The organism is Pedococcus sp. P3_C7 (assembly GCF_056402615.1).
This window is the reverse complement of sequence record NZ_JBFUHC010000003.1, coordinates 392,056-409,742: the sequence shown is the minus strand read 5'-3', so window position 1 is coordinate 409,742 and position 17,687 is coordinate 392,056. Positions and strand designations below refer to the sequence as shown.

Annotated in this window: 19 protein-coding genes; 10 read left to right on the top strand and 9 right to left on the bottom strand. The window is 71.1% G+C overall.

All coding sequences use genetic code 11. The annotated features are described in order from the left end of the window. Positions 1-86 precede the first annotated feature (86 nt). On the bottom strand, positions 87-1,802 hold the full coding sequence (locus AC1DS4_RS05915) for a DUF885 domain-containing protein (RefSeq protein ID WP_477614926.1): 1,716 nt from the start codon (positions 1,800-1,802) through the stop codon (positions 87-89). A gap of 135 nt (positions 1,803-1,937) precedes the next feature. Between AC1DS4_RS05915 and AC1DS4_RS05910 the strand changes: the two genes are divergently transcribed. Further along, positions 1,938-2,624, top strand: a complete 687-nt coding sequence (locus tag AC1DS4_RS05910) for an MOSC domain-containing protein (RefSeq protein WP_477614927.1) — start codon at positions 1,938-1,940, stop codon at positions 2,622-2,624. Positions 2,625-2,774: 150 nt separating this feature from the next. On the opposite strand, the gene AC1DS4_RS05905 is transcribed toward AC1DS4_RS05910, so the two are convergent. Then, positions 2,775-3,014: an acyl-CoA carboxylase subunit epsilon gene (locus AC1DS4_RS05905; RefSeq protein WP_477614928.1), complete on the bottom strand. Its 240-nt coding sequence runs from the start codon at positions 3,012-3,014 to the stop codon at positions 2,775-2,777. A gap of 34 nt (positions 3,015-3,048) precedes the next feature. Beyond that, positions 3,049-4,713 carry an acyl-CoA carboxylase subunit beta gene (locus AC1DS4_RS05900; protein ID WP_477614929.1) on the bottom strand — a complete coding sequence of 555 codons (1,665 nt, stop codon included), beginning with the start codon at positions 4,711-4,713 and terminating at the stop codon, positions 3,049-3,051. Positions 4,714-4,737: 24 nt separating this feature from the next. Here AC1DS4_RS05900 and AC1DS4_RS05895 point away from each other — a divergent pair, with 24 nt between their 5' ends. From AC1DS4_RS05895 to AC1DS4_RS05875, 5 genes are read left to right on the top strand one after another with little or no spacing between them, the layout of a single operon-like run. Beyond that, positions 4,738-5,520 carry a biotin--[acetyl-CoA-carboxylase] ligase gene (locus AC1DS4_RS05895; protein ID WP_477614930.1) on the top strand — a complete coding sequence of 261 codons (783 nt, stop codon included), beginning with the start codon at positions 4,738-4,740 and terminating at the stop codon, positions 5,518-5,520. Positions 5,521-5,529: 9 nt separating this feature from the next. Next, positions 5,530-6,636: an adenylate/guanylate cyclase domain-containing protein gene (locus AC1DS4_RS05890; protein WP_477614931.1), complete on the top strand. Its 1,107-nt coding sequence runs from the start codon at positions 5,530-5,532 to the stop codon at positions 6,634-6,636. Further along, entirely contained in the window at positions 6,633-7,424 is a 792-nt protein-coding gene (locus AC1DS4_RS05885) for an enoyl-CoA hydratase/isomerase family protein (RefSeq protein WP_477614932.1), read from the top strand. The genes AC1DS4_RS05890 and AC1DS4_RS05885 overlap by 4 nt, the downstream gene beginning before the upstream one ends. A gap of 30 nt (positions 7,425-7,454) precedes the next feature. Beyond that, on the top strand, positions 7,455-8,132 hold the full coding sequence (locus AC1DS4_RS05880) for a response regulator transcription factor (RefSeq protein ID WP_056922896.1): 678 nt from the start codon (positions 7,455-7,457) through the stop codon (positions 8,130-8,132). A 9-nt stretch (positions 8,133-8,141) separates the two neighbouring features. Further along, the gene (locus tag AC1DS4_RS05875; RefSeq protein ID WP_477614933.1) at positions 8,142-9,167 is read left to right on the top strand and encodes a sensor histidine kinase; all 1,026 of its coding nucleotides are present in this window, start codon (positions 8,142-8,144) and stop codon (positions 9,165-9,167) included. A gap of 120 nt (positions 9,168-9,287) precedes the next feature. On the opposite strand, the gene AC1DS4_RS05870 is transcribed toward AC1DS4_RS05875, so the two are convergent. Then, the gene (locus tag AC1DS4_RS05870) at positions 9,288-9,794 is read right to left on the bottom strand and encodes a GtrA family protein (RefSeq protein WP_477614934.1); all 507 of its coding nucleotides are present in this window, start codon (positions 9,792-9,794) and stop codon (positions 9,288-9,290) included. Between the two features lie 62 nt (positions 9,795-9,856). Here AC1DS4_RS05870 and AC1DS4_RS05865 point away from each other — a divergent pair, with 62 nt between their 5' ends. Together AC1DS4_RS05865 and purE are read left to right on the top strand one after the other, a co-directional pair. Beyond that, positions 9,857-11,065, top strand: coding sequence for a 5-(carboxyamino)imidazole ribonucleotide synthase (locus AC1DS4_RS05865; protein ID WP_477614935.1), 1,209 nt, complete (start codon positions 9,857-9,859; stop codon positions 11,063-11,065). Next, positions 11,062-11,631 carry a 5-(carboxyamino)imidazole ribonucleotide mutase gene (gene purE, locus AC1DS4_RS05860; RefSeq protein WP_477614936.1) on the top strand — a complete coding sequence of 190 codons (570 nt, stop codon included), beginning with the start codon at positions 11,062-11,064 and terminating at the stop codon, positions 11,629-11,631. The genes AC1DS4_RS05865 and purE overlap by 4 nt, the downstream gene beginning before the upstream one ends. A gap of 16 nt (positions 11,632-11,647) precedes the next feature. Here purE and AC1DS4_RS05855 read toward each other — a convergent pair whose 3' ends face one another. Beyond that, complete coding sequence (locus AC1DS4_RS05855; protein WP_477614937.1) at positions 11,648-12,103, bottom strand: CoA-binding protein; 456 nt, start codon at positions 12,101-12,103, stop codon at positions 11,648-11,650. Positions 12,104-12,218: 115 nt separating this feature from the next. Between AC1DS4_RS05855 and AC1DS4_RS05850 the strand changes: the two genes are divergently transcribed. Then, on the top strand, positions 12,219-13,280 hold the full coding sequence (locus AC1DS4_RS05850) for an LLM class F420-dependent oxidoreductase (RefSeq protein ID WP_477614938.1): 1,062 nt from the start codon (positions 12,219-12,221) through the stop codon (positions 13,278-13,280). 10 nt (positions 13,281-13,290) lie between these two features. On the opposite strand, the gene AC1DS4_RS05845 is transcribed toward AC1DS4_RS05850, so the two are convergent. From AC1DS4_RS05845 to AC1DS4_RS05830, 4 genes are read right to left on the bottom strand one after another with little or no spacing between them, the layout of a single operon-like run. Then, complete coding sequence (locus AC1DS4_RS05845; RefSeq protein WP_477614939.1) at positions 13,291-14,601, bottom strand: acyltransferase family protein; 1,311 nt, start codon at positions 14,599-14,601, stop codon at positions 13,291-13,293. Next, positions 14,595-15,362 carry an SDR family NAD(P)-dependent oxidoreductase gene (locus tag AC1DS4_RS05840; protein ID WP_477614940.1) on the bottom strand — a complete coding sequence of 256 codons (768 nt, stop codon included), beginning with the start codon at positions 15,360-15,362 and terminating at the stop codon, positions 14,595-14,597. The genes AC1DS4_RS05845 and AC1DS4_RS05840 overlap by 7 nt, the downstream gene beginning before the upstream one ends. After that, a complete protein-coding gene (locus tag AC1DS4_RS05835; protein ID WP_477614941.1) occupies positions 15,359-16,108 on the bottom strand; it encodes an acylneuraminate cytidylyltransferase family protein in 750 nt (249 codons plus the stop codon). The genes AC1DS4_RS05840 and AC1DS4_RS05835 overlap by 4 nt, the downstream gene beginning before the upstream one ends. Further along, a complete protein-coding gene (locus tag AC1DS4_RS05830; protein ID WP_477614942.1) occupies positions 16,105-17,124 on the bottom strand; it encodes a Gfo/Idh/MocA family oxidoreductase in 1,020 nt (339 codons plus the stop codon). Before AC1DS4_RS05830 ends, AC1DS4_RS05835 begins: the two co-directional genes overlap by 4 nt. A 132-nt stretch (positions 17,125-17,256) precedes the next feature. On the opposite strand from AC1DS4_RS05830, the gene AC1DS4_RS05825 reads away from it, so the two are divergent. Beyond that, complete coding sequence (locus tag AC1DS4_RS05825; protein WP_477646002.1) at positions 17,257-17,664, top strand: PglD-related sugar-binding protein; 408 nt, start codon at positions 17,257-17,259, stop codon at positions 17,662-17,664. Positions 17,665-17,687: the final 23 nt, after the last annotated feature.

The following is a 17,687-nucleotide window of genomic DNA, read 5'->3' as shown; positions in this document are numbered from 1 at the left end:
AGCCGCAGACGTGCCGGGCGTGGGCGGGTGAAGGCGGTCCACCGCCGGGGGTGGACCGCCTCAGGCGCCTCGGGTCACTCGGGCCGTCAGCCGAGCTCGCCCAGCACCGCCTCGCGCAGCGTGTCGAGGCCCACGCCACCGATGTCGAGCGCGCGGCGGTGGAAGTCCTTGAGCGAGAACTGGTCTCCCTCACGCTCCTCGACCTGGTCGCGCAGCTGCATCCAGAGCCGCTCGCCGATCTTGTAGGAGGGTGCCTGGCCGGGCCAGCCGAGATAGCGGTCGAGCTCGAACCGCAGCCACGCCTCGCCCTGGTTGGCGTGGTCGGTGAGGTACTGCCAGGCCTTGTCGTAGGTCCACTCACCCCCGCCGACCTCGGCCGGGGCGTCGAACCCGCAGTGCACCCCGATGTCGATGACGACGCGGGCGGCGCGCAGCGACTGGCTGTCGAGCAGCCCCATCTTGTTGCCCGGGTCGTCCATGTAGCCGAGCTCGTCCATGAGCCGCTCGGCATACAACGCCCAGCCCTCACCGTGACCGGAGGTCCAGGCGAACATGCGGCGCCACTTGTTGAGCAGCTCCGATCGGAACACCGTCTGCGCCACCTGGAGGTGGTGCCCCGGAACGCCCTCGTGGTAGACGGTCGTGAGCTCCTTCCAGGTGCCGAACTCCGTCACGCCCTTGGGCACCGACCACCACATGCGTCCGGGACGCGAGAAGTCCTCGGAAGGGCCCGTGTAGTAGATGCCGCCCGTCTGGGTGGGGGCGATGAGGCACTCGATGGTCCGCACCGGGTCGGGGATGTCGAAGTGGGTGGCGGCGAGGTTGGCGATGGCCTCGTCGGCCCGCTCCTGCATCCACGCCTTCAGCTCGTCGGTGCCGTGCAGCTGGTATGCCGGGTCGGCGTCGAGGGCGGCGATGGCCTCCTTGACGGAGCTGTCGGGTTTGATCTGGTGGGCCACCTGCTCCATCTGCGCGGTGATCCGCTCGACCTCCTGCTGGCCCCAGGCGTAGGTCTCGGCAAGATCGACCGTGGCGCCGAGGAACGAGCGGGAGAGCAGCGCGTACCGCTCCGGACCGCAGGCGTCCGCCTCGGGTGCGACGTCGAGCAGGTGGGCCTTGAGCCAGGTGCCGAGCTCGGCATACGCCGAGGAGGCGCGCTCGGCGGCGGTCGCGAGCACGTCCCTGGTCGACTCGGCCAGCTCGCCTGCGCCGCTGTCGTCGCCGCTGAGCCTGGCGTCCTCGACGAGCTTGGCGAAGTACCCGTCGTCCGCGACGAGGTCGACGCACTGCTGGATGCAGGCCTCGACCTGGCGACGCGGCGCGACGTTGCCCTTGGCTGAGGCGCTCAGCAGGCTCTCCTGCCACCCGGCGAGGGCGTCGGGCACGCGCTGGAGGCGTCGGCTGATGACTCCCCAGTCCTCGTCGGTGTCCGTGGGCATGAGGTCGAAGCAGCCGCGGACCTCCTGCAGCGGGGAGGCGATGACGTTGAGGGACATCTCGTCGAGCCCGGCCCGGTGGGTCTCCTCCGCCAGCCCGAGTCGCTCGCGCATCGCGGCCAGGGTGATCCGGTCGATCTCGTCGACGGGGGCTGCTCCGTCGAGCCGCGCGAGGGTGTCGGAGCGCAGGGCGGCGTGGGCCTCGTGGCCGGCGGGGGAGAAGTCGTCGAGCTCCTCGTCGTGACCGGCGATGCCGAGGTAGGTCGCGGTGATCGGGCTGAGGGCGACGAACTTCGCCAGGAAGTCGTCGGCGATGCGGTCGATGTCGGTGGCGGGTCGGGCCGCTGCGGTCGTCTCTGTGCTCACGCGAGCGAAGGTACCCCAGCGTCCTGACGGCGGGCACCGCAATAACCCGGGAGCGGCGCCCGCCCCTCTGCGTGCCGCAGGGCATACCCGGGCTGCACCGCCACACGGCGTTGCCACCGTCCCTAGGCTGGGCGCATGGCTGCACACCTGCTGTCGCTCAACGTCGGACGCGCCGAACCCAGCACCGCCAAGAACGTCGGCGTGACCGGCATAGCCAAGCGGCCGGTCGGGTCCGCCCACCTGCGTGCCCCGGGACCCAAGCACGGTGGGCTGGGCAGCGGTGTCGAGGGGGACTTCCTCGGCGACACCCGGCACCACGGGGGCGACTACCAGGCTGTCTACGCCTTCGCCCGTGAGGAGCTCGACTGGTGGGCGGAGCAGCTGGGACGGGACCTGCCCGACGGCATGTTCGGGGAGAACCTCACCACGAGCGGTCTCGACGTCGACGGGGCTCTGGTCGGTGAGCGCTGGGCGGTCGGCAACGAGGTCGTGCTCGAGGTCTGCGGGCCCCGGATCCCGTGTGCCACGTTTGCCGCACGGATGGGCGAGCGCAGCTGGGTCAAGCGGTTCAGTGGCGTCGGGCGCACCGGCGCCTACCTGTCCGTCGTGACCGGCGGGACGGTGCGCCAGGGGGACGCCATCGAGGTGGTGGCGCGCCCCCAACACGACATCACGGTGCCCGACACGTTCCGGGCGTTCATGGGTGACCTCGAGGCGGCCGAGCGCGTGCTTGCGGCCAACTGCCTCGTCGACGTCGAGGCTGCAGAGCTCCGCGAGACCGTCACGCGCCGCCGGGCCGCCGGCACCGAGCTGGACGAGTAACCCGCGTCGAGCACGGGCCCGTCGACCGACGACCACGGTCCGGTCGACGGTCACGGCGCGACGAGGTGTGAGGCGCATTGACGGTGGGGTTCCGGTCCGCCCTGGCTGACCAGGGTCGTCCGCCCACCGCGGGCGCGTGGGGGAAGTCGGTCAGCCGGGCCAGGCGGAGGCGCGCCAGGCGCCCCGACCAGGAGTGAGCGGGCGGCGCACCGCCCGGGCCGGGGAGGACCACTGCGAGGTATGCCGCGCGGCTGGCGCCTCGGCGCCGCCCGAGGCAGCGGACAGCACCGCCAACAGCGCGGCCACCTCTTCGGGGGTCGCGTCGCCGCGGACCAGCCGCAGTGGCGGCAGGCTCGACGCCCGTCCCGAGGTCCCCTCGGTGTCGCTCATCGCCCCGGCCCCCAGCCGTGAGCCTTCGAACGGGTCACAGCGGGATGTTTCCGTGCTTCTTGGGCGGCAGGGTCTCGCGCTTGGTGCGCAGCGCCCGCAGTGCCTTGGTGACGTTCATGCGCGTGTTCGACGGCGTGATGACGGTGTCGACATAGCCGCGCTCGGCCGCGATGTAGGGGTTGGCGAGGGTGTCCTCGTACTCGGCGATGAACCGGGCCCGCGCCTCGTCGACGTTCTCCCCGGCCTCGGCCGCGGCGGCGAGCTGCTTGCGGTAGAGGATGTTGACCGCGCCCTGGGCGCCCATCACGGCGATCTGGGCGGTCGGCCAGGCGAGGTTGATGTCGGCCCCGAGGTGCTTGGACCCCATCACGTCGTAGGCGCCGCCGTAGGCCTTGCGGGTGATCACCGTGACGAGCGGGACGGTGGCCTCGGCGTAGGCGTAGATCAGCTTGGCCCCGCGCCGGATGATGCCGTCCCACTCCTGGTCGGTGCCGGGCAGGAAGCCGGGCACGTCGACGAACGTCAGCACCGGCACGTTGAACGCGTCGCAAGTGCGCACGAACCGGGCGGCCTTCTCGGAGGCGTCGATGTCGAGCGTCCCGGCGAACTGCATCGGCTGGTTGGCGACGACCCCGACCGAGCGCCCCTCGATGCGGCCGTAGCCGACCAGGATGTTCGGGGCGAACAGCGGCTGGACCTCGAGGAACTCCCCGTCATCGAGGACGTGCTCGATGACGGTCTTCATGTCGTAGGGCTGGTTGGCGCTGTCGGGGATGAGCGTGTCGAGCTCGCGGTCCTCGTCGGTGACCTCGAGCGACGGCAGCTCGGCGGCGTCGTCGGCGAACGAGGGCGGCTCCTCGAGGTTGTTCGACGGCAGGTAGGACAGCAGCGCCTTGACGTACTCGATCGCGTCCTCCTCGTCGGTGCCCATGTAGTGCGCGACACCGGACTTGGTGTTGTGGGTCCGGGCGCCGCCGAGGTCCTCGAACGACACGTCCTCGCCGGTCACGGTCTTGATGACCTCGGGGCCGGTGATGAACATGTGCGAGGTCTGGTCGACCATCACGGTGAAGTCGGTGACCGCGGGGGAGTAGACCGCGCCGCCGGCACAAGGCCCCATGATCAGCGAGATCTGGGGGATCACCCCGGACGCGTGCACGTTGCGGCGGAAGATCTCGCCGTAGAGGCCGAGCGAGACCACGCCCTCCTGGATGCGGGCGCCGCCGGAGTCGTTGAGACCCACGACGGGGCAGCCGACCTTCATCGCGAAGTCCATGACCTTGCAGATCTTCTCGCCGAACACCTCACCCAGCGACCCACCGAACACGGTGAAGTCCTGCGCGAACACCGCCACGGTGCGACCGTCCACCGTGCCGTAGCCGGTGACCACGCCGTCGCCGTAGGGCCGGTTGGCCTCCTGGCCGAAGGCGGTCGACCGGTGTCGGGCGTACTTGTCCATCTCGATGAACGAGCCCTCGTCGAGCAGCAGCTCGAGGCGCTCGCGGGCGGTCTTCTTGCCCCGTGCGTGCTGCTTCTCGACGGCCCGCTCGGACCCCGCGTGCGCGACCTCGGCGACACGCCGCTTGAGGTCGGCCAGCTTGCCGGCCGTGGAGTGGATGTCGATCCCCGAGTCGGGGGCGGGAACGTCGGTGCCGCCGACCGAGAGCGGATCAGCGACGGAATCGGTGGTCTGCGCCATGCCGGCGAGCCTAGCCTTGCCTCCATGCGCGAATCGCTCGACCGTGAGGCATTGCACGAGGCGTTGGTCACGCCGGGTCAGCCGTGGACGGGGGTCGACGTCCACCCGGCGCTCGGCTCCACCAACCTCGAGGCGGCCCGCCTCGCCCAGCAGTGGCGCGTGGTGGTGACCGACCACCAGCAGGCCGGCCGAGGGCGCCTCGGCCGCTCCTGGGACACCCCTGCCAACACCTCGGTCACGCTCTCGGTGCTGCTGCCCGCCCCCGATCAGGGTCGCGGCTGGCTGCCGCTCGCCACCGGTCTGGCGGTTCGCGACGCCCTGAGCGAGGTCGCCGGGGTCGACAGCGCGCTCAAGTGGCCCAACGACGTGCTGCTGCCCGCGGACGACGACCGCAAGGTGTGCGGCATCCTCTGCGAGCTCCAGCCCACCGGGATCGTGGTCGGCCTGGGCATCAACGTCGACCAGGACCGGGACGAGCTCCCGGTCGACACGGCCACCTCGTTGCGGCTGGCGGGTGCCCCCGACGTGAGCCGGGAGCGCCTCGTCGTGGCGGTGCTCAGCCACCTCGCCCGGTGGCACGGTGAGCTCAGTGGCGCCGCGCCGGCGCGCGCCGGCGTCCACGCGGCATACCGCAAGACGTGCGCGACGATCGGGCGCGAGGTCGAGCTGCACGTGGCGGGCGGTGACGTGCGCAGCGCTCGGGCCCTCGGCGTGGACGACGAGGGCCGACTCGTCGTGAGCAGCGCGGGCAGCGAGTATGCCGTGGCCGCCGGCGACGTGGTCCACCTGCGCTCCACCACGCCCTAGGGTGACCGCATGAGCGAGGTTGGCCGGCACCGGGTGGTGCGCCCGGAGGACTTCGCGGCGCTGCGCGCGGACGACCTCGAGGCGCGGCTGCTCGGCAAGCCGGCCACCATGGCCCGCCGGGACGTCTCCCGCGGCGCCGAGGTGTCGCTCCTGTCGGCCCGCAAGTTCTGGCACGCGCTGGGCTTCCCGAACGTCGAGGACGACGACGCGATGTTCACCGAGGCCGACCAGATGGCCCTGGTGGCCACCGCGCGACTGGTGCGCGAGCAGGAGCTCGACGAGACGACGGCCCTGGCGATGACCCGGGCGTTCGCCCGCACCACCGACCGTCTCGCCGTCTGGCAGACCCAGCTGATGGCCGAGGCGCTCGCCGATCCCGATCTCGAGGCGGCGCTGGACGAGGCTGACGCCCGAGCCGTGCCCGACCTCGCTGCTGCCGAGGCCGCCGCGCGCAAGCTCACCGACATGGCCGACCAGCTCGAGCCCCTGCTCATCTACGCCTGGCGGCGCCACCTCACCGCCGCCATCTCGCGCATGCTGGCCGATGCCGACCCCCAGCAGTCCTCCCAGGGTGTGCGCCGGGTTGTCGGGTTCGCCGACCTGGTCAACTTCACCTCGCTGGTCCGGCGGATGACCGAGCGCCAGCTGGCCGTGGTGGTGCAGCGGTTCGAGGCGCTGGCGACCGACATCGTCACTGCGCACGGGGGACGCGTCATCAAGACCGTGGGCGACGAGATCCTGTTCGTCACCATCGACGCGGCGCCGGCGGCAGCCGTGGCGCTCGACCTGGTCGAGACGATGGCCGAGGACGACCTGCTGCCCGACGTGCGGGTGGGCATGGCCGTCGGACCGGTCCTGTCACGCCTCGGAGACGTCTTCGGCACGACGGTCAACCGCGCCAGCCGACTGACCAGCGTGGCGCCCGGTGGGGGAGTCCTGGTCGACGACGCACTTGCCTCGGCGCTCGCGGCCCTGTCGGGGTTCGAGACGACGGCGCTGCGGCGTCGCGCCCTTCGCGGCATCGGACCGGTCACGCCCAGCGAGCTGCGGCGGGCCGCCGGCGGTCGCCAGCCGACCGCGCAGGCCGTCACCCCCACCCGAAAGGCGTCCTCATGAGCGCAGAGCTGGTCCGCATCGACCGACACGGGGAAGGTGGCCACGTGGCCGAGCTCGTCCTCGACCGCCCCGAGGCGATGAACGCCGTCTCGACCGCGATGGCCCAGGCCCTCTCCCGGGCGACGACCGAGCTCGCCCAGGACGCGGGCGTTCGGGCGGTCGTGGTGTCCTCGACCCATCCGAGGGCCTTCTGCGTCGGCGCGGACCTCAAGGAGCGCAACTCCTTCACCGACGACGACCTGCGCGCCCAGCGGCCGGTGGCGCAGGCGGCATACCGGGGGGTCCTGGACCTTCCCGTGCCTGCGATCGCGGCGGTGGACGGCTTCGCGCTGGGGGGCGGCTTCGAGATCGCGCTCTCCTGTGACCTGGTCGTGTGTGGTGAGGACGCGGTCGTGGGCCTGCCCGAGGTGAGCGTCGGCGTGATCCCCGGCGGGGGCGGCACCCAGCTGCTCACGCGCCGGGTGGGTTGGTCGCGGGCGGCCCAGATGGTCTTCACCGCCCAGCGGTATGCCGCGCACGACGCGTGCGGCCTGGGTGCGGTGGACGAGGTGGTGGCCGCGGGGACTGCGCGCGACCGCGCCCTCGAGCTGGCGACCATGATCGCGTCCCACTCACCTGTCGGCATGCGCAACGCCAAGGCCGCCATGCGTCGCGGGTTCGACACCGACCTGGACTCCGGACTGCGCATCGAGGACGAGATGTGGGCGGCAACGGCCTTCTCCGGGGACCGTGCCGAGGGGGTCGCCGCCTTCAACGAGAAACGCCGTCCCGTGTGGCCTGGTCGCTGAGATGGGTCCCTTCTACATAGCATCACCCTCATGACCCGTGTGCTCCTCGCTGAGGACGACCCTGCCATCTCCGAGCCGCTAGCTCGCGCCCTGCGCCGTGAGGGGTATGACGTGGACGTCCGCGCAGACGGACGGGCGGCACTCGAAGCCTCCGCGGAGAACCCGGACCTGGTGGTGCTCGACCTCGGGCTGCCGTACGTCGACGGGCTCGAGGTGTGCCGCCGGATCCGTGCCGAGGGGCGCACCGTGCCCGTGCTGATCCTCACCGCCCGCGCCGACGAGGTGGACACCGTGGTGGGCCTCGACGCCGGCGCCGACGACTACGTCACCAAGCCGTTCCGGCTCGCCGAGCTGCTGGCCAGGGTGCGGGCGCTGCTGCGCCGCAACCCCACCGACGCCCCCTCCGCCCACGAGCTCGTCCGCATCGACCCCGAGGGTCGGCGGGCTTGGTTCAAGGAGGAGGAGCTCCAGCTCACTGCCAAGGAGTTCGACCTCCTGCGCGTGCTGGTGCGTGAGCAGGGCAAGGTCGTCTCGCGTGAGCAGCTGATGCGCGAGATCTGGGAGACCGCCTGGTTCGGGTCGACCAAGACCCTCGACATGCACATCTCCGTGCTCCGCCGGAAGCTCGGCGACGACGCTGCACAGCCGCGCTACATCGCCACCGTCCGTGGGGTCGGGTTCCGGTTCGAGCGCGGCGACGAGATCTGACCGCTGACGATGCGGCAGCAGCTGATCCGCTCGACCGTGCTCGCGGTGGCCCTGGCGATCCTGATCACCATGACCCCGGTGGCGTTCGCCATCTGGAACGCCACGGTCCACGGCAAGGGCATCGTCGCGACCTGGCTCGAGGAGGGCACCCCTGCCTCGACCTCGATGCGGCTGGTGCTCGTGGTCATCGGCCTCGGCGTGGCTGCCCTCGGTGTGGGGGTCCTGGTCGCGATCCGGCAGGCCCACCGCATGTCGCGGCCGATGACGCTCCTCGCCGAGCGCGCCGAGCGACTCGGTGCCGGTGAGTCCCGGATCCAGCCCATCAACTCCGGCATCGCCGAGCTGGACCAGGTGTCGGAGGTGTTGTCGCGGAGCGCGCAGCGGCTGACCAAGTCGCTCGCGTCGGAGCGCGACTTCGCCGCCGACGCCTCCCACCAGCTGCGGACGCCGTTGACCGCGCTGCTGATGCGGCTCGAGGAGATCGCCGCCACCGACGACCTCGAGGTCGTCCAGGAGGAGGCCAGCATCGCGATCGACCAGGTCGAACGCCTGACCCGTGTGGTCGACGACCTGATGTCCCGCACCCGCAGGGGCGGCGACGAGTCGAAGGCCACCGTCTCGCTCGACTCGGTCATCGCGGCCCTCCAGCGCGAGTGGCAGCCGGCGTTCGAACAGGCTCGACGCAGCGTCCGGGTCCACGGTGAGCGAGGGCTGGTCGTCCAGGCCAAGCCGGTCGACCTGTCGCAGGTGCTCTCGACCCTGCTCGAGAACGCGCTCGCCCACGGCCGGGGCACGGTCGACGTCCACGCCCGGCGGAGCGGTCCGTCCGTCGTCGTCGAGGTGAGCGACCAGGGCGAGGGGGTCCCGTCCTCGATCGCCCCCCACATCTTCGAACGCTCGGTGACCACGACCGGCACGGGCCTCGGGCTGGCGCTCGCGCGCGACCTGGCTGAGTCCAACGGTGGCCGCCTCGAGCTCATCCAGGCCCAGCCGGCGATCTTCGCCCTGTTCCTCAGCGAGTCCGACAGCACCTGACCGCCCGCCCCGCCTTTATCGGGTGACCCGATAAAGGTCGACTCCACCCCGAAACGGTTCCGGGGTGGAGTCGACCGTTGTCGGGTGAGGCTGCCCGGCCCGGGTGCTGGTTCGGGGCGCTCAGCCTTGGGTCTCGGCCATCGGTGAGGTGTCCTCGAGCGGCTCCTCGCTGAACACGAACCGGCGGTAGGCCCAGAACCGGAACAGGGTGCCGAGCGCGATGCCGACGAGCTTGGCGACGTTCTCGGCCACCAGGCTCTCCTGCCCGAGGAAGTGGTGCGAGAAGCCGACGCAGGCCGCCTGGATGAGCAGGGCCACGCCGTTGGTGAGAGCGAAGAGGAGGGCTTCGTGGTGCACGGGCCGGTTGCGGCGGTGCCGGAACGTCCACATCCGGTTGCCGATCCAGGCGACGCACGTGGCGACCGCTGCCGAGATGACGGTGGCCACGACCGCGCGGGAGAGCGGCCCGTTGCCGTAGCCCGACAGCACGGTGCTGCGCAGGATGTTGAACAGGCCGAGGTCCACGACGAAGGCCACTGCTCCGACGATCCCGAACTTGATCATCTCGCGGTAGAGGACGTCGATCGTGCCGCGCAGGCGGGCGACGACGGAGTGGTTCTCGGACACCAGAGGAGCCTATCGGCGGATGCCCGCGGCCCGTCGGCGACGGTGGCAGATATCCTCGCCGCGTGACGTCACCGCAGCGCGCCCCCGGAGGATTCCCGGTCGTCGGCATCGTCGGCGGCGGGCAGCTGGCGCGGATGTGCGCCGCCCCGGCGGCAGAGCTGGCGATCACCCTCAGCGTCCTCGCCGAGGCGCCGGACGCGGCGGCAGCCCAGGTCATCCCATCCTCACCGGTCGGTGACCACACGGATGTCGAGGCGGTCCTGGCCTTCGCCAGGGAGTGCGACGTCGTCACCTTCGACCACGAGCACGTCCCGCCGAACGTGCTGGAAGCCCTTGTCGCAGAGGGCATCCCGCTGCATCCCACGCCCGAGGCCCTGCGTTTCGCCCAGGACAAGCTGGCGATGCGCGAGCGCCTCACGGAGATCGGCGTCGCCTGCCCGGCGTGGGCCGGCGCCAAGACCGCCGCCGAGGTCGAGGCCTTCGCTGCCCGGGTGGGCTGGCCGATCGTCGCCAAGACACCGCGCGGTGGATATGACGGCAAGGGCGTGCGGGTCATCGACTCCGCCGCGGAGGTCGACGACTGGCTGGCCCTGGTCGCGCAGCAGGAGGGGACAGCCGACCTGCTCGCCGACGGCATCCTCGTGGAGGAGAAGGTCGACTTCGTCCGCGAGCTGGCCGTGCTCATCGCCCGCAGTCCCTCCAACCAGGCAGCCGCGTGGCCGGTCGTCGAGACCGTCCAGACCGACAGCATCTGCACCGAGGTGCTGGCCCCCGCGCCCGGCCTCGACCCGGCCCTCGCCGCGGTGGCCACCGAAGCCGGGCTGCGCATCGCCGAGAACCTCGGCGTGACAGGGGTGTTCGCCGTCGAGATGTTCGAGGTGAGGGACCCGCGGACCGGTGCCCCGGCATACGTCGTCAACGAGCTGGCCATGCGCCCGCACAACAGCGGGCACTGGTCCATGGACGGCGCCGTGACCGGTCAGTTCGAGCAGCACCTGCGCGCGGTCCTCGACCTGCCCCTCGGGGCGCCCACCCCGCGTGAGCCGCACACGGTGATGGCCAACGTCCTCGGCGGCGACTACCCCGAGCTCTACCCGGCCTATCGCCACATCATGGCGAGGGACCCCGGGCTCAAGGTGCACCTCTACGGCAAGGGCGTCCGCCCGGGTCGCAAGATCGGTCACGTCAACGTCTCCGGCACCGACCTGGCGCAGCTGCGCGAGCGGGCCGGCCACGCGGCCGACTACCTCGCAGGAGTGATCACCGAATGAGCGACAGCACTGCACCACCCGCCACCACCGAGGCGTCGCCCCTGGTCGGGCTGGTCATGGGCAGCGACAGCGACTGGCCGGTCATGGAGCTGGCGGCCCAGGCGCTCCAGGAGTTCGGCATCGCCTACGAGGCCGACGTGGTCTCGGCGCACCGGATGCCCGAGGAGATGATCGCCTACGGGCAGAACGCTTCTGGGCGCGGACTCCGGGTGCTCATCGCGGGCGCCGGCGGTGCTGCCCACCTCCCGGGGATGCTCGCATCGGTGACACCGTTGCCCGTGATCGGCGTGCCCGTGCCCCTGAAATACCTCGACGGCATGGACTCGCTGCTCTCGATCGTCCAGATGCCCGCAGGGGTCCCGGTCGCGGCGGTGTCCATCGGCGGGGCCCGCAACGCGGGGCTGCTGGCCGCCCGCATCCTCGCCGCCGGCGAGGGGGAGTATGCCGCGGGGCTGCGTCAGCGGATGACCGCCTTCCAGGCCGAGCTGCGGGACCAGGCCCACGCCAAGGGTGCGGCGCTGCGCGAGCGGCGCAGCGGCTCCTGGCAGGGCGCGCCTGGCTCCTGACGAGCCCGCCTGATCACTAGCGGGCCATGCCTGCCGAGCGCACCCCTCGCCACTCGATGCGCGGGCAGGTGTCCATCACGACGTCCATCCCGGCGGCGCGAGCGCGGTCCGCAGCGGCCTCGTCCACGACACCGAGCTGCATCCAGATGGCGTCGATCAACAGCCGGTCCTTGTTGGAGATGGCGTCGTCCACCACCGGCCCGACGTGCTCGGAGTTGACGAAGCAGTCGACGACCTTGATATCGGTGCCGTCGGGGATGTCGGACAGCGACGCGTAACCCTGTTCGCCGTGCACGGTCTCGGCCTTGGGGTGCACCGGGATCAGGCCCTTGCCGAGCTCGACCTTGAGCCAGCGGGAGACCCCGAACGCCTCACGCTCCTGGTTGTTCGACAGGCCGACCACGACCCAGATGCCGGGGTCGATGAGGAGCTCGCGGATGAGGTCGGGATCGTTCTGGTGGCGAAAGCTCATGCCTTCAGCATCACACGATGAGGACGCGTTGGGGAGGGGGACGGGAGGCGGGACAGGGGAGGGGGACAGGGGAGAGACAGGGGGAGTGCCGGCGGGAGGCAGTAACGTCGGCCCCATGAAGTTCGGACTGTTCGTGCCACAGGGCTGGCGCATGGACCTTGTCGGGATCGACCCCAGTCAGCACTGGGGCGTGATGGCGGGTCTGGCGCGACGGGCCGACGCCAACGAGGACTGGTCCTCGATCTGGGTCTTCGACCACTTCCACACCGTCCCGATCCCCAGCGAGGAGGCGACGCACGAGGCTTGGACCCTGATGGCCGCCTTCGCCGCCGTCACGGGACGGGTGCGCCTGGGACAGATGTGCACATGCATGGCCTACCGGAACCCGGCCTACCTCGCGAAGGTGGCCGCCACGGTCGACATCATCTCCGAGGGTCGGCTCGAGATGGGCATCGGGGCGGGCTGGTACGAGCACGAGTGGCGCGCCTACGGCTACGGCTTCCCGCGGGCCGGTGAGCGCCTGCGGGCTCTCGACGAGGGCGTCCAGATCTTCCGACAGATGTGGACGACCGGCACGGCGACGTTCGAGGGCAAGCACTTCCAGGTCGACGGCGCCCGCTGCTACCCGCAGCCGCTCCAGGGCACGACGGCCCCGGGGTCGAAGCACAACGGCATACCCATGTGGATCGCCGGCGGGGGCGAGAAGAAGACGCTGCGCATCGCCGCCCAGTACGCCGACTACACCAACTTCGACCCCAGCCCCGAGGGCTTTGCCGCCAAGAGCGCGATCCTCAAGGGGCACTGCGACGACGTGGGCCGTGACTTCGGTGAGATCGTCCGCAGCGGCAACCTCAACGTCTTCATCGGCGCCACCGAGCGCGAGGTCGAGGATCGGTTCGCCGCGCTGCGGGCGCGGCTCCTCTCGGTGGGGACGCCGGAGGCCCGCGTCGACCACCTGCTCGCGGACTACCGCAAGGCCGCGACGGTCGGCACCCCCGAGCAGGTGGTGGAGAAGCTCGGCGCCCTGGAGAAGCTCGGCCTGACCTACGCGATCCTCAACTTCCCCGAGGCGGCCTACGACACCACGGGCATGGCGATGTTCGAGCGCGACGTGATGCCCGAGCTGCTCGACCGTGAGGAGCACGGCCACCTCTGGCACCTGCCGCGTCGTCGCTGAAGCCGGCGACTCAGGCGGAGGGTGCGCTGGTGGGCCGCGCGGGGAACAGTGTCTGCCAGACGCGGGTGCGGCGCAGGCCCCTGCGCACCGAGGGGTAGTGGCGCTCGAACAGGAACCAGAAGCAGAACGCGACGACGTTCGCGACCACGAAGCCGAACACGATCGCCGCAGCGGGGTGGGCGCGTACCCTGGGCACGGTCTGCAGGTACACGAGCAGGCTGAAGTGGACCAGGTAGAGCGAGTACGAGTAGTCCGACACGTACTTGACGATCGTGCGCACGGGCGCGGGGATGCGTGACTGACCGGCCGGCATCACGGCTGCACCGGCCCCACCCCTCGTTGCCGCGTTCGCGGCCGTTGCCGCCGGGTTGGCCGGGTCCGTGGCTGGGGCCGGGCGGGCCGGGTCCGTGGCTGGCGCTGGGCGGGCGAACCCGAAGTAGAAGGACATCACTCCGACCGACAGCGCGAGCGCGACGAACTCGTCATAGACGTTCCAGTGCGTGCGATGCAGGCACACGGGGGTCGCCAAGAGCCCGACCACACCCAGGACCTGGTGGAGCCGGCGGTGGGTGAACCAGGCGAACCGGTCTCCGATGGCGTATGCCATGCCCACCACCCAGGCGAGGACGAGGCCCTCGCTCGCGACCAGCGTCTGGGCCACGACAGCGCCGGAGAAGAGCAGGACAAGCACGCCGACGACCCCTATTCGTCGGTCCCGCACCAGTCGGAGCAGGATCAGCCCGAAGGTGATGTAGATCCAGAACTCGATGACCACCGACCAGAACGGGTCGGCGGTTCCGATCGGGCCGGTCCTCAGGGGCAGTCCGGTGACTTCGGCGACCGTGCGCATGACTGGGTTGTTGTAGAGCATCGTGAGGTTCGTGACGGTGGTCCACACGTCGAGGGGGATCGTCGTGAACGGGTTTCGCCGCCCCTGCAGCACCAGGCGGTCCGCGACGGCTACGAGGAGGACGGCAGGGACGAACGGGACGAAGATCCGCGCGAACCGCTCGAGGAAGAACTCGCCGAAGGTGTAGCCCGGTGAGGCCATCTTGGTCAGCGCCGACCGGCTGACGAGGAAGCCGGACAGGACGAAGAACAGCAGCACGCCGAGGCTCTGCATGTAGAAGATGCCGGGCGTGGTGCGGTAGGTGCCGTTGGCACGCTGGACCATGAAGACGGCAGGCAGGAAGAGGTTGAGGGAGTGCCCGACCACGACCATCTGTGCGGTCAGGCCGCGGACCGCGTCGAAGTAGAAGAGCTGGTGCTTGCTCGCCGCCTGCAGGTGTGGGTGGGCGACGGTCGTGGTCGGTTCTACCACGCGGTCCACCCACCATCGACGGCCACCATCTGACCGGTGACGTAGGCCGAGTCGTCGCCGGCGAGCCAGGTCACCACGCCGGCGAAGTCCTGCTCCGTCGCCATCCGACCGAGGGGAGTGAGCCGGCTGTACCGGTCGAGGAACAGCGGGTCCTGCCCGCGTTCGATGCCACCAGGGGCGAAGCCGTTGACGCGGATGTCGGGCGCCAGCACGGTCGCGAGGTAGCGAGTGAGCTGGACGAGCCCACCCTTGGTGGCGCCGTAGGCGGCGGGGTTGCCCATCCGGGTGCCGTCGTAGAGACCCATGTTGGGCCCGACGAGCCCGTAGATCGAGGACACCGTGATGACGCTGCCGTGCCCACCGGCGCGGAGCAGCGGCGCCAGCCGCCGGGTGAGGGAGAACGGCACAGTGAGGTTGAGCCAGGTCGCCATCGCGAAGGCCTCGTCGGTCTGCTCGTCGAACGGCACGGCATACCCGGCGATCCCGGACGTTCCCGTGAAGGCGGCATTGTGCACCAGGACGTCGCAGGCCCCGAGCTCGGTGACAAAGTGCTCCACGGCCGTGAGTCCTTCGCCGGTCATCAGGTCCGCGGTGACGCCGAGATGACCATCCCCCAGCGCTGCGACCGTCTCGTCGACGCCGGCACGGTCGATGACGACCACTCTTGCTCCGGCAACCACGAGCGCGCCCGCGAGGACGCGGCCGAGAGGGCCGGCCCCACCGGTGACCACGGCGGTACGTCCAGCGAGGCTGGCGGTCATGCGTGCTCCTCCACCCAGGGGAAGGTGATCAGCCCGGCGGCGATGAGCGCCTCGATCAGCCGGAACTCGTACTCGTCGTCGATCGAGAAGGCCTGGGCCTCAGGGATCTCGATGCCGGCGTAGGTCCCACTGTCGAACCACGAGCGCTCCAGCGCACGGGCCGAGGCGGCACGCCAGATGTAGAAGTTGCCGTTGATCCGAAGGTAGCGTCCGGCGTCCTGACGTCGGACGACTCCGGTGCCGCTGGCGAAGTAGCGCTCCAGCGCTCCCTCCGCACCCACTTCCCGCACTCCGACCCACTCCGGCTGGAACGTCGGCTCGGACACCGAGATCACGCCGTCCAGGTCGGGGTTGCTCCAGAGCAGCTCAGCGGCCGCGTCGAGCTGCTGCGGCAGGCGAGCCGGGCTCGTGGGGTCGAGCAGCAGCACGGCGTCGTAGGGCTGACCCTCCTCCCTCTCGACCCACTCCAGCGCGTGGGTCACCACCGGGGCCATCGGCGTGTCGTCACCGGCGAGCTCGACGGGGCGCATGAAGGGGACGTCGCCACCGAAACGTCTCGCGACATCGGCGATCTCCTCCGAGTCGGTCGTCAGGATGGTGCGGGTGACGCTCGGCGTCATCGCGGCAGCGCGGATCGCGTGGCCGACCAGCGGTATGCCGCACAGCGGGCGGACGTTCTTGCCCGGCAGCCCGCGCGAGCCGCCTCTGGCGGGGATGACGGCCAGGACTCGGGGTGCAGCGCTCACGGGGACTCCGCTCCTCGGGTGCTGGGACGCGACGTCTCGATGGGGTCGGCCGACCCTCTGGCGCCGTCACAGATGCGCACGGCGAGGGCGCCCTCGGCGAGGGTTGCGGGCGCCCCTGCGCGCAGGAGCAGCTCAGCGTCTGCTGTCGGGGCCAGGGCCAGCGCGGCCTGCATCTGCCGGGCCATCACGCCGTTGCGCTCGAGATCTTCGGGAAAGGCGACCACGTCGACCGACCCGTCCGGCGCCGTGGACGACACCGAACCGGTCACCGGGTCCCAGGCGACACTGCCGTCGGCGCTGGTGACCAGGGCGCCCCGCCGAGCTGGGCGAGTCGTGTAGTCCAGCCGGAGCGTCACCGTCGCGGACGGCGTCCGCCAGAGCACCGTCGCTGCCTGCTCGGCGGCGATGTCAAGAGGTCCTTCCCACTCGACGACGGCCTGGATGCTGTCCTCCGCGGGCGGGCCGAAGACGGAGACGGCGTAGTCGATCTCGTGCACCAGGTCCCGCAGCACGCCGCCCTCGTCGGCCCGCGCCGAGTAGGACTGGCGGTAGTCGCGGTCCGGCCGCCAGTCGGGCAGCCAGGACTGCGAGTAGACGTGCGCGCTGGCCGGGGCAGGCAGGGCGAGGGCACGGTCGCGGAACTCGAGGAAGCCGAGGTGCGCTCGCAGGGGGGCGGCCACGAAGACCCGGTGCTCAGCCTCCGGATGCTGCCTGAGACGCCCAGCGTCATCGGCCGTCGGTGCGACCGGCTTCTCCAGCAGCACCCGCGCGGCGCCCGCGTCGAGTGCGGCGAGTGCGTCGTCGACGTGCCTGGCCGTGTCCGTGGCGATGACCACCAGGTCCGCCTGCCCGCTCATCTCGGCGCCCTGGACGTCGTCGAGCAGCGGCGTGCCGTCCAGGTCGCCCACGCGTGGGCGAACCGGCCAGCCGTGGACGTCGGCGCCGAGATCCCGGAGGACGGTGGCGTGCCGGCGGCCGATGGAGCCCAAGCCCCTGACGACGACCGTGCCGGTCATGGGGCCTCCTCCTCGCCTCGCTGCAACGACTCGAGCAGTCATAGTGCCATGACGTCGGGTCGCGGCACGCACGGCACGCACCATGGGGCGCCGGTCGTCCCCCCGGGGCTGGAGGGCGGGTAGTTTCTCCCCATGACCTCCCCTCCGACATGGATCGTGCTGGGTGCAGGTGGACACGCGCGCAGCGTCTGCGACGTGATCGAGCGAGCGGGCGGACTGGTGGTCGCCGTGGCTGGAGACCTCGAGGGCTCGCCCTGGTCGGTTCCGGTGCTCGCTGATGACGACGCCGCCGTGGCCATGGCCCTGGAGGAGGGGCACCGGGTCGCGCTGGGAGTCGGTGCCAACGCCGCCCGCGCTGCCCTCATCGAGCTCTTGGTGCACGCTGAGGTGTCCGTGCCCCCGGTGCTCGCGCTGACAGCGTCGATCGCGCGTGATGCCGAGGTCGGCATTGCGTGCGTCATCCACGAGCATGCGCACGTCGGACCGTTGACGCGGGCCGTCGAGCTCGGCTCGACGGCCGACCGCTTGAGCCCCGGCTGACCACGACCACGAGGAGAGGGCAC